The sequence below is a fragment of the Pseudomonas sp. C 49-2 genome (assembly GCF_003970195.1).
In the GTDB taxonomy this organism is placed as follows: Bacteria; Pseudomonadota; Gammaproteobacteria; order Pseudomonadales; family Pseudomonadaceae; genus Aquipseudomonas; species Aquipseudomonas canadensis.
The window spans coordinates 266175-278514 of record NZ_RXYG01000006.1 but is presented as its reverse complement, the minus strand read 5'-3'; the positions used below and the strand labels follow the sequence as shown (position 1 = coordinate 278514).

Genomic DNA, 12340 nt, shown 5'->3' with positions numbered 1-12340 from the left:
CGGGCCAAAAAACAGCCCGCTCGCTCCGAGCGCAAACCACGCGCTCTGTCAGCTTCAGAACGAAAAGCCTTGTTCGTTTCGACGTAGATCAGCCTCCACCATCATGCGGCACAATTCTTCAAGATTGGTTGCAGGCTCCCAACCCAGCTTTTCCTTGGCCTTTGCAGGATCGCCAATCAACAGTTCAACTTCCGCGGGGCGGTAGAATTTCGGGTTGACCCGTACAACGACTTTGCCGGTTGCAGCATTTAGCGCATGCTCTTGATCGCCATCGCCACGCCAGTCCAGATGGATATCAACCGCCTTGAATGCCAGCGAGACGAAGTCACGGACGGTCTCGGTGCGATTGGTCGCCAGTACGAAAGTATCCGGCTCATCGACCTGCAACATACGCCACATGCCTTCCACATATTCCTTGGCAAATCCCCAGTCGCGCTTGGCGTCCATGTTTCCAAGCTCCAGGACGTCCAGCTTGCCCTGGGTGATCTTGGCCACCGAGTCGGTGATCTTGCGAGTGACAAACTCGCGCCCACGTAGCGGGGACTCATGGTTGAACAAGATGCCGCTGGCCCCGAATATGCCGTAGGACTCACGGTAATTGATGGTCATCCAGTGGGCGTACAACTTAGCAACGCCATAGGGGCTGCGCGGGTAAAACGGCGTGGTCTCGATCTGTGGAATCGCTTGGACCTTGCCAAACATTTCAGAAGTGGAGGCTTGGTAATAACGAACCTTCGGATTCACGATCCGAATCGCCTCCAGCAGATTGACAGCGCCCAAGCCTGTGATTTCCGCGGTGGTCACCGGCTGATCGAACGACACGCCGACAAAGCTTTGAGCGGCTAGGTTGTAGACCTCGGTCGCCTCGGTGCTTTGGAGCAGGCGGATGCTGGCCGAGAGGTCGGTCAGATCATATTCCACCAGATGCAGGTTCGGGTGCTGAGTGACGCCCAACTCATCCATCCGCCAGAAGTTGACCGAACTGGTACGGCGATAAGTGCCGTAGACGATGTAGCCTTTTTCTAGTAACAGCTGAGCAAGGTAGGCGCCGTCCTGTCCGGTAATGCCGGTAATAATTGCCTTTTTCACGTGTAACTCCTTGAGCAAGCTGTGCTTAGTCTATAAAAATGCTATTCAAAGAAACTGTTTGAATTCTCTCATGCATGAAATGATACGTTGTACTTAGCGAGTCATCCTGCCTGAACACTTGATCAAACTTAAGACCCTCGATTACCTCGAGTGCCTCCCTCAACACATACGCCCTCACCCATGGATCAAAGAAGGCATATATAGCGCGGTACAACATCTTCGAAGGCAATGCCGACGTGTTGAATGCAATCTCCACCTTCGGCAAGTAGCACGGAAGAATGACATCCCCGTCATCAATGCCCGGCGCCATGAAAAAACAGCTGGCGGAGGTACGTCCTTTGATCAATTGCGACCACAGTACGCAATCGGCTCCCCGCACATCCGGTAGATACCCGGGGTGAATATGAATGAATTTCAGCGCAGGCAACTGCAGGCACCGGGCAGGAACAATACCGCCTCCTGTAAACAACAGGGTAGTTTCCGGCAATTTCGCAAGGTAGTCGAACAAACGATCATCCGCGAGATTATCGATCATCAGTGTTTCGACGACAGGACAATATTCACGCAAGGATGACAACGACACTGCATCGTCAAGGACATGCGGCTCAAAACACAGCGAATCCGCTACGGCCATACGTATGGCGTCGCATAAGACGCGTTCTTTCTTGAGGAGTGCCGATGCCCAGTAATGGATGCTGTTTTTCTGGCGTACCGCCGCATACCCCTCGCGAATAAAGGCTGGCAGGTACCTCCCGACAACTTTTTTGCTCACCAGGTCTACGGCCGAGATCAAATGAATGATTTTCTCAGGTCGGTAACCCATGCTTTTAAGCGTTGCGAGGTAGGCCCTTGCAATGGGGCCTTCCCAGAACAGTACGGTGATGGGCAAGACTTTCTGTTGCTCTGGAACAGTGCGCGAAACCGCAGGCGCAATGGTTTCAACCGTGTCAGCGCTTGAATGTTGATTCAGAAACCGCTCGGCATGGGCGTCGATGGCTTTGCGCAGGTCAGCGTTTATATCCCGGCCAGTACCGATAAAGTCTGTCAGTTTCAACATCGCGTTCAGACGTTTGAACGCCAATGGAGCCTGCTCTGGGGCCTCATATATCTGCACAAAATCCAAGAGTAACAGGACAAGCGCAACTTCGGCCCATGCTGAATCTATGAGCTGATTACCGATTTTTTTACCATCAACACCATAAGCGTCAAACAAACGACCTGTAATTTCCAACCGCATGCACAGGAAGCTCAACAACCGTAACCGCTCGCTGGCAACCGGCGAAGTAGTGGCTAATTGATATAGTTCAAAAACCGTATCAAAGTGCACAGCATCATTTCTATTTGGCACCTGCTCAGGCAGGACCTTGAACAACAACCCATCGATCATCTGGCCCTCCATCATTTACGCGATGCCAATTGTTGATGAACAAACTGCAAAATATTAGCCATCGTCCAGTAAAGCACCATGCCGGAAGGAAATGAGTAAAACAGCAGGAAGAATACTAACGCCATCAGCCACAGAAAAAATTGCTGGCGAAATGCCTCTTTTGCATTAGCCGCAACGGTTTGGGAGAACTTGATACTCAGCAGGGTACTCAGTGCCATCAGCACCGGCAGCAGGTTGAAGTAGGCTCCAAAAAATGGAATATCAACCCCGAACGAGAACAGCTGGTCGGGCTGCGCGAGCGTCTGTATCCACAAAAAAGGTTCGTTGCGAAGCTCAAACGCTTGGCCGAGCAGGTGATACAGTGCCACAAAAATCGGTATCTGTATCAGCACGATCAAAAGAGGTTTCAATCCGGCCAGGGGGCTGACTTGATGTGCCTCATACAGCTCAAGGATACGCTCACTTTGCTCTCCGCCTTTATAGTTGCGGCGAATCTCCTGCAACTCTGGCTGGATACGCTCCTGGATAGCTGCAAATTTTTTCTGCGCCGCCATAGCGTTCTTCGCGACGGGATACATCACCAGCCGAACCAGGATCGATAGCAGAATAATCGAGACTCCCCAGTTGCCAACACCCTGGTGGATAAAGGCCAGGACATACATGATGCCCAGGATCAGTGCACGCATCCATTCCCACAACCCCGCAAACAACAAGCTGGTCAGTGTCGGCTCCTGAGCAGACAGGACGTCATAGGACTTGCCGCCACCAAACACATCCCAACGCAAGATTTGGGAGGACTCGCTGTGGGCTTCAGGCAGGGGGATATTTACCCTGAGCAAGGTTTCAAAGTCAGGTTGCTGCGGATACTCGACGCCCGTCGCTGGCGCCTGCGCTTCCCATTCAAGGCGACCCTCGGTACTCCCTTCAGGGATCAGAAGTAGCGCAAAGTATCGACTTTGCAAACCCACCCACTCGGTCACGCCCTGATCCGCCGGGGGTTTGAACTGCACGTTGTCGTCATGCCCCAATCGCTGAGTGGAAACACCTTCAGCGTTTCGGTAAACCACCTCAGTGAACGAGTAAATCGCTTGCCCCATGCCCAGTCCGTGTGTCGGCTGCTCGCCGAGCCCAGGGCCGAGCTCAAGCCACAAAGCGTCTTGCGCCTGCTTGGCTTGCCATCGTGATTGAAGGCTCAGCTCAAATCGAACGCGCGAGGGTGTGTTGGTCAGGCGCCATGTCTTGCGGATTACGAACGGCAACTCTGCGCTGTCGAGTGCAATGGTTACCGCGCCGCTGTCGGCGGCTACGGTTTTCCAACCACCTGCGAGGGTCGTCCACTCTTCGAGTGTTTTTCCTTGCAGACGCCCCTTCAGCGCGAACAATTGACCAGCCGGCATCGCAAGGTCCTGTGGCTGGCCCTGCGCATTCATCACCTGCGGCAAACGCCAGTGCGAGACCGTGCCCGCCGTCAGGTCGAGCGACAATTGCACATTGGAGTCAGCAAGGGAGGGAGAGACCTGAGCTGGGGCAGTCGCGAATGCAAACGGCGCCATGAACATCAGCAGCCAGAGATAAAACACACTCGGCATGCTCTTTTTCTGAATAGACATTGGGACACTTTGATTATCAGCTCCGCCAACACGAGTTGGCGGAGTGCACTATGCGTATGGAAACCTGCGACGGAAAAGGCCCGATTCATCCTAATGACAAGGACTTGAATCCACCTGCCGGCGACGCTTCATTTCTCAGTAGGGGTATCGCCGCGAGTTTGTTTTTTCACGGTGTCTTTGCGCAACCCCAGCATACGCAGGAAGCGGTGCCAGTAAAGCTTGAGCACAACGGCGATTGCGGCCAGTGCCCCCAGAATGCCTTGCAATACCGCGCTGCCGGTACCCGGATCCAGGTAAGCAAAAGCGTTGATCGGCAATACGACCAGGCAAACCAGAGCTACCAGCGAGAAACGTGATGTGTTCATAGATACTCCATATCAATTCAGCAAAGAAATCAGATGAGCTGCAGCAGCGCTGCCACTTTTGCCCGAATTGAAAACCCAACGCTCGCGTGCCGTGCGGATAGCCATCTGCCACTGGCGTGCGTTATGGATCAATTCAGTTGCTTTCAACCCCAGACTGGCTAACTCATGCTCTGAGAGAATGAGACCAACCTGTTCACGGATAGCCGCTTCCAGCGGTTCATGGCTAATTGCCTCATACGCGGGATTGAGGATTTTACGCGCAACATCAACAAAAAGGGTGGGTCTTTCTAGCCCAAGGGAAAACTCAAGCGCAGCGCCCGACCAATCGCTGACCATTAAATCCGACTCAATCAACGACTTGCGCGCATCCCCGTCTTCATCCAGATGAAACAGTGGCTCGCCATGAAAATGACTGACAATGGCTTCCAGGACGTCCGGACGCAGTTTGCGAGTACGCGGATGGGGCCGTAGCACCACACGAAAGCCCGCCTGGATCAGCGGCTGTATGACTTCGACTCCATGCAACTCCAACAGGCCATTGTCGCCCCAAGTCGGCGCTACCAGCACCTGCGCAGGTTGGCCGGGTGAGCGCGCCAACGATCCGCAGTTACCTTCTCGAAGAATCGCATCCAGACGACCGTAGCCATGTTCGACCAGTGTTTTTTCCGGCAATGCTGCCATCTGCTCGCGAGCTCGCGTTTCCAGGACGTGGTGCGGGCCGACACACAGGATCGAATCAAAATGATCGAAGGCCGCCTCGCGGTAGATCATATGCGTGCTGACAATCGAGTGGTGCAGGTAGACATAGTGCACCGGACAGGGCGACCGCTTGATATGAAAGCTCTGCAAATCCGGCATCGTCATCAGCAGGACCTGAACATCCAGCGTCGAGAAGAACAACGTGCGCATGCTGCCCTCCCCCACATAAAAGGCCAGTAGCCCTTCTGGCGGGCTCAACAAGATGGGGTCGTCCTCCGCCGATGTCACGTAGATGACCGATTGCGCATACTCGGCCCGCAAGGCCTCAAAGACTGACTCAAAGTAAGTCCAGTAGCCACGCCCCTCCGAATAGAAAACCAATTGCCTCTGGTGCTGTGGCAGCCGCTTGAAGGCCTGCAAGCCTTTCCATTCCCTGTAAGTTTTGCGCAGTGAATTGAACATGCTTAAACCGCTAGTTGAATAAAAGAGGCCAACTGTCCGGCTTCATGCATTTGGTGGTATTGATCCAGGTCTTCGACCGTATCGACTTCCAACCAACCGTTGTCGGTAAATGCAGCCTTGGCCTCCCAACCTCCATCAATCAGATGCTGGATAAAACTGGTCATGTACATGTTGTCGACATCTTTACCGTCATAGAGCGCCGAACGATCCAGGGCATGCCAAGCAGCGCGAAATGCAGCCACCTGATCGCCTCGCACCTTGAACAATCCCATGTATTGCCCTTGGATTTCACTGTAGTCACTGGGTTTTTTACCCAGTTCCACGATGCAAGCGTGCGCGTCGAGCTTGAGCGTTTCGGCATCGGCCAGGGGATTTTCCATACGGATCTCCCAGAATCGACGCCACTGGCGATCCACGGCGACAGACAACTGCGCATCACTGCGCAATACCGCCTCGAGCACTCGCGGCTCGTAGACAATATCGCCATAGGCAATCAGTAGATCTTCACCTTCCGGCATCAGGGCTTCGGCACAAAAGAGCGTCGATACCATGTTGGTTTGCGCGTAACGAGGGTTCAGCACGACTTCTATGTCATCCGCCTGTAAGCCCGAAGCACAATAGCCCCCAACCAGGGCGACCTTGTCCACCCCCCCAGCCCGCAACACTTCAAGCTGGCGGTGCAGCAGAGGCTTTCCGAGCAGCTCGACCATGCACTTGGGGCGATCATTGGTATAGGGGCGCAAACGAGTGCCCTGGCCTGCGGCAAGAATGATGGCTCGCATTAAATAGTCCCTGATTCAAAAAGCTTGCGAATGAGTTCGGCGTCGAGGATGTGGAAGGGCGCTTCACGCTCCGGGTGCCACATCAGCCCGACCCAGGGTAGATGGTCATGCGTAAACGCTTCGACCGTACCATCGATAGCGCAGACCTGCGCGGACACCTCGGGGGCCAGATCGCTGATCTGCATCCCCCAACCATGGAAGCTGTTGACCTCACGGTAGCCACTGAAGAAACCGTCATTATTCAGCGCACGCACCGCGTGTCGAACGGCAATGTGATTGGGTACGGGGGCCAGTCCACCTCCGAGAAAGTGGTTAAGCATTTGCATACCTCGACAAACCCCCAGCACGGGCAGACGCTGGAGAGCGGCCGATGACAACAATGCGATTTCTGTGGCATCGCGTTCAGGCGCGGAACGGGCCGCGCGTGGTAGATGGGCAAGATCATTGCCCCCCGTCAAAATAATCCCGGCAACCCGTTGGCGTTCAAGCCATGCCTGGGGCGCTGTCAACGAATTGGGCACAGGGACGACATCAATCCCCAAAGACTCCAGCAGGACGCTCCATTGCTGGTCAAGACAGTCACGACGCTCGCCGTAACCCTCGATCCACTCGACACGCTGGGTGACCGCGACACGCATCACCGAATGATCCTGATCAGACGGTTGGCGGCATTGAGCTCCAGTACGCGAGCCCCCGACAGGGCCTGGTATTGTGTTTCGCCCACGCCGATGGCCGCAGGCAATCCAAACTCCGCCGCTCGAATTGCCATATGTGAATTGGCACCGCCATACATGGTGATCAACCCAGCGATCTGGCGACCGAACAGCCAATCGTAACCAGGATCGGCCTGGGGTATCAGCGCGATTTTCCCACTCAGTTCGACATCATCATCGCACTTGCTCAGGTCAACACAAGACGCTGTAACCTTGGTACTGCCGATAAAGTTGGCTTGTGTCGAGGGATAAAGAAAGACCGAAAAGTCTTCTTCACGACTCAACAACGGCGGCAGTTCGGCAGCGGATGCCAGACTGTTCATTGCCTTGCCTTCCGTCGCCCGCTGCAAGAGCCAGGCGCCCGGTGTTGCAGTCGCTACCGACCCTGTACGCAACGCGAGGATGTCGTCAAGATTGACGTGGGCCAGCGCTTCACGGGAGACACCCAATGGTTCTGCCCAGAGTACGAGCTCATCCAGTGCCAGAGATAAATTGCGGCTGAAGGCAAACTTTGCATACTCACGCCCTTCGATGGCGCCTCGCAAGAATGCTTCCAGGCTCTCAACCGTGCATTGCAGCCCCTGGGCGTTTAACGCGTCGGCAAACCGTTGACGGGCTTCATGCCATAACGTCCCGGCAGGCGCGGCCTCATGGCTGGAATCCGCAGTGTTGAATTGCACAGCACTGGTCACAATGGGTTTTAAGTAATGCTCTGGGTCGGCGCGGTAACTCAGGGAGGCGATGTCGTAAGTACCCGGGCGTAAATGCCCATACATATCGACAAACGCTTCCCAACTCAGATCACCCCCGGCACAAGCCTTGGCATCCTGTGTCAACTGATGGCTGACGGTACGGATTGTCCCAAGGAAATCCTCGACCTGCGCCTCGCTCAACACACCCACGCTGACGCCTGAGCGAAGCAACGTGACCGCGACAAACGCACTGCGAGCCAAATGCGCAAAGGGCAAAGTGCCGTACTTGCGACAATCATGCAGCAGCGCCCATACCTTCTCCAGCGGAGGCAACGCCGACTCCCGCAGGCGCTCATAGCGCACTTCGAGTTTCTGTATCTGAGCCAAATCATCAGCGTTACGCACAATCGCTTGGGCGCTGATATCACGCAATGCAACGCGTAATGTTCTCAACTCCTCCACAGAAAAACCGCCCTGCTCGATCAGGCGAGTTTCCCAGCGTTCGAAGTCGAGGGCAAAACAGGTGGGCACTACGTCGAATTCAACCTTGTCATGCAAGTGCGGATGTTGCTTGAGCCATTCCAGGTAAAAGTCGACCAGCCGGGTTGCCAACCCATCATCCAGTACCGCGGGCACGAACGAGTTGAAACTGGCCCGGACATCCACATAAGGATGACCGGCAAATGCCACCAGCAAGGGCTGTGGCCGAACATCCCGGTAGCCGTACTCGGCGCGTTGGGTCGCCCACGTCTGATCCATGATCAGGAAGCGGTACAAACTGAAGGCCAGAAGACCGGGCTTGGTACCGATGATCTCTGCGGGATTCCAGTCCGGCATGATGCCAAATACACCGCTGTGTCCCAGTACGAAGGGCGATGGCGTCTGTAACTGGCAAAAACGATGACGGGCTTCCTCGATCAACGCCATCAGTTCGCTGTCATTTCCACTCCATCCCGAGTGGTCAACGGCAATCGGGCGCACCTGGAGAATATGCAAGCCACCGCTGGCAGTGACGGCAAACTCGATATCCAGCGAGTCGTACCCCAACAGGCTTTCGATTTCGCGTATTGCCGGTAACAGCGAACGCAGATGAGCAGGGATGTTCGGGTTGTGATCTTCGGCATCTCTGCGCATGACCAGGGTTTTATGTTCGCGACTGCTACCGCTGGTAATCGATTCTGTGCTGCCACTGACATCGTCGTAGTTGGCAACGTAATAAGGTGCCCCACTGCTCAGACTGCGGGTAAAAACCACACCACTGGCCAAGACTTGATCCAGCATGGGCTGGACCAGGACCTGGTCCTCGGGGTTGTAGTCCGGGTAGGAAGCAACGACCTCTTCCACGGCACGACGGAGGGCGCCCAAATCACTGCCCGGGATATTCAACAGGCTGGTATAGGCGCCCGCATTGGAGTTTACAAACCCGTCCTCCGATAACGCACTGCTTCGAATAACCAGGTTCTGATCAGGGAAATGGCGTTGAATCGTCAGCAGCACAGCCTCTGGATCGTCACGCCATTCAGCGACGGTGAAGCTGACTTGGTCCTCGATACGACTCAATGTGACCATGCCATACAAGCGCTGCAGCGTCTGGGCCTTGGTGCCGAGCACGAAATGCGCCAGATCTCGCGGTTCATTCAACTCCGCCCAGTCGCCATGGACATCGACCGCCTGCACGGTGAAACCTTGCATTCGCAAGACTTCAATGAGGTCCGACAAATTCCCCTGCCGCAACCGCTGGCGCAGACTGGCCTTCTCCCCCATCAACATCTCGATGACTTTAGGCCCGAATCGTACGCAGCCCACAAACTCCGCCGATGCGACGTCCGACGCAATATCGGCACCAAGCCGGGTCACCAACGCCTCATGCAGGCACACTTTTTCACAGCGGGCCAGATCGTCTTGAGTCCGCCCGGAGAAACGCTTGCGCCAGTGGGAGTCCACCGCAATGACTACGTCGGCGTCGACCGCACGCAACGCCGGCACCAGGCTCTTACGTATCAGAATGTCGGAATACGACACCAGGCATTCACTGAAGGAAGGCAGGTCAACCTGTAGAAACGAATAGGCCGCGCGCGTACTTTGCCACGCGCCGTTGAGCCAATAAGTGAACTCGGGGTAGCGCGCCTCGATGGTTTCGACCTGATACCCACCCACAAAGTGAACAACAGGCTGAATCGGACCAACAGCGCGCAGCAACCAGTCCAGGACTCTGGACGGGCCCAACGCGCTGCGAAGCGCTACGTGCTCCTCCCCTGAGTGTGGGCGACCAGCGCCAAGAATAATGAAAGCGGGTTGCATTACTGAGCCACTCCCTGTTCGGCAACACTGACTTCAAGGACAGCCATGCCCAGTTTTCGACAATCTTGCGAGGCACTTATCTCGCAGGGCGCTGTGGGATCTTTGATCTTGAAAACAACACCCAGCACACCATCCCCTACCACACGCTTCGCAATCGGGGCCTCGTACCAACCCACTCCCGACAAGGTCCAGTTTGCAACTTTCACACCATTCACCAGCACATCAACCTGCTGAGGACCTCCGCGCCCAGGGAAACCACCGGCTTTCACGCGCAAGAGAAGATCACGCGCCTTACCGGATAGCTTCATTGGCAAACTAAGGTCGGCCTTCGCACCATCCGTCCAACGATGATCACCTTCCTGGCCACTCCATCCATGACCGATGAACGTGTCGGAAAAACCGGATTGCGAGAAGGAAATTACACTGCCCAACTCAACGTCTGAAACTTTGACCTTGGCATTTTCAACACTGTCGAAATGGGGTCGGCCTTGCCCATTGATGCTGACTTTAAACTTGTAATAATTCCCCGCAATAATCTCGTCAGTAGAAAAGAAATTGAAAAACCGCTCTCGACCACTCGGAATATTACACGTGTCGCGGGACAGACAACTCACCAGGCTCAACCCATCCAACCGAATACCGGAGGTGTCAATTCCGGCCAGATCGGCGATCGTTGGGTACACATCCAGCAATTGCGACTCAGTGTCCACTGTCACAAGGGCGTGATCGGCATGGGCAGGCTTGATCATCAACAGTGCCATGGAGCGTGATTCCAGCTGCTGCTTGCTCCAAGGGGTGATCGAGGCGTCGAAGGGCGGGTTTTCAGACTCGACACCGGTGGAACTGTAAAACCCACTCTCTTTAGTGCCGTCCAGAAAGCCCGCCCACCCCGCACCGTGGTCCGACTGAACGATAACGATCGAGTCATCCAAACGCCCGAGCCTGTCCAGCTCCGCAAGGAACTCCTCAAGCTTGTTCAGCGCACACGCCGCTTGTCGCAAGTAAAGATTGGCAATTTCTCCTGGCTGCGGGTCGTACCTGCACTGTTCGTCCAATACATAGGGGCCATGCGGCAACAGGGCGTGCAGATAGAGATAACTTGAAACGTCAGGCCGATCCTTTTCTGTGCGCAGGGCATCATCAAACATGAAGACACCGGCATAAGGTTCGATACCTTCTTCGATCGTCTTTGGCTGTACTGTCGCGTTCGACTCAACGACATTGCTGGCCGCCTCGCCCAATGCACTGCCATATTCCAATGCCGCATTCGTCATGAAGTTAGGGGAAACCCTGGCGAACCACAGCCTGACGAACTCTTTGATAAAGGGATGTTTTAGTTCGGAGTATCGTTTCAAGACTTCGTCTTGCTGGGTGTAGGTCGTGGCTGCTTTAGCATGAATGAGCGCAGGCTTCGCGTATACATTGACGCTGTAGCCACTTTTGGCAGCAAGGTTTAACAAACTGTTATCCGACTCACCAACCCACTTAGAGAATGACCCGGAATAAAAGCCCGTTCCTGTCAGATAACTCGCGGCCGACACATCGGTATAGGGATAGTTGCTCACGTTATGCTTGAACAAGCTAAAGCCTTTAAGCGCCTTGGTTCGCTCGGGGTGCTTGAGCAGTTCGAGAAAGTAATCCGTTTCCATCTCGTCCAGCACAATATGATAGACATTAGGCCTACGGACACTCTCCATCGCCTCGCCTCCCGCTGGCACTCCGCGGGCCTGGCGTGGCAAGTCTACTTTCACTGCGTAAGCAAAGTATCCCACGAAGCACAGGATCAATACGGTTGCTACAGCGCTACAGGCTTTTCGCTGTGCTGGCGTTTTAAGTTGTCGAGCAAACAGAACGATGCCTATCAGCAACCCCGCTTCAATAGCGGTATACATCAACGGCTCGTCACTGAGCCCGACAGAACCGTCCAACCGTGCCAACTGCAATGGTGCAAACACGTCTGCAAATAATAGATAGACACCCGCAATAAAAAACCAGAAGCACACCTTCTCAACCGCCCAACCGGAGAACCACTTGAAACAAATGGCCACCAATCCAACAACCAAGGCAATGATCAGGCCGGCACACGCCGCGCTCTTCAGCAGAAAAGCGTCTCCTCCCCAATCATAAATATTATGATAGTAAAGCTCCGTCGGTATAAATAGAAAAACAACAGCAAAGGGGAATGCAAGCAATGCATAGCCACCCAACTTACCCAACTCCAATTGACGCCCCATAAACTT

The 12340-nt window shown here is 54.7% G+C and carries 9 protein-coding genes; all 9 read right to left on the bottom strand.

What is annotated here, in order from left to right:
• Positions 1-54: 54 nt before the first annotated feature.
• Positions 55-1089, bottom strand: coding sequence for a GDP-mannose 4,6-dehydratase (gene gmd / locus EJ576_RS14485; protein ID WP_122726628.1), 1035 nt, complete (start codon positions 1087-1089; stop codon positions 55-57).
• Positions 1090-1114: 25 nt separating this feature from the next.
• Positions 1115-2476, bottom strand: a complete 1362-nt coding sequence (locus EJ576_RS14480) for a hypothetical protein (RefSeq protein WP_126570594.1) — start codon at positions 2474-2476, stop codon at positions 1115-1117.
• 11 nt (positions 2477-2487) lie between these two features.
• Positions 2488-4086 (bottom strand): membrane protein insertase YidC, encoded by a 1599-nt coding sequence (yidC, locus tag EJ576_RS14475; protein WP_122726623.1) that lies wholly within the window; start codon positions 4084-4086, stop codon positions 2488-2490.
• A gap of 128 nt (positions 4087-4214) precedes the next feature.
• Entirely contained in the window at positions 4215-4451 is a 237-nt protein-coding gene (locus EJ576_RS14470; RefSeq protein ID WP_032864231.1) for a hypothetical protein, read from the bottom strand.
• A gap of 12 nt (positions 4452-4463) precedes the next feature.
• Complete coding sequence (locus EJ576_RS14465) at positions 4464-5612, bottom strand: CDP-glycerol glycerophosphotransferase family protein (RefSeq protein ID WP_122726622.1); 1149 nt, start codon at positions 5610-5612, stop codon at positions 4464-4466.
• Positions 5613-5614: 2 nt separating this feature from the next.
• Complete coding sequence (locus EJ576_RS14460; protein WP_028617455.1) at positions 5615-6394, bottom strand: NTP transferase domain-containing protein; 780 nt, start codon at positions 6392-6394, stop codon at positions 5615-5617.
• On the bottom strand, positions 6394-7032 hold the full coding sequence (locus EJ576_RS14455; RefSeq protein ID WP_126570593.1) for a gamma-glutamyl-gamma-aminobutyrate hydrolase family protein: 639 nt from the start codon (positions 7030-7032) through the stop codon (positions 6394-6396). Before EJ576_RS14455 ends, EJ576_RS14460 begins: the two co-directional genes overlap by 1 nt.
• The gene (locus tag EJ576_RS14450) at positions 7032-10100 is read right to left on the bottom strand and encodes a PEP-utilizing enzyme (protein WP_126570592.1); all 3069 of its coding nucleotides are present in this window, start codon (positions 10098-10100) and stop codon (positions 7032-7034) included. Before EJ576_RS14450 ends, EJ576_RS14455 begins: the two co-directional genes overlap by 1 nt.
• Positions 10100-12334 (bottom strand): sulfatase-like hydrolase/transferase, encoded by a 2235-nt coding sequence (locus EJ576_RS14445; protein WP_126570591.1) that lies wholly within the window; start codon positions 12332-12334, stop codon positions 10100-10102. The genes EJ576_RS14450 and EJ576_RS14445 overlap by 1 nt, the downstream gene beginning before the upstream one ends.
• Positions 12335-12340 lie beyond the last annotated feature (6 nt).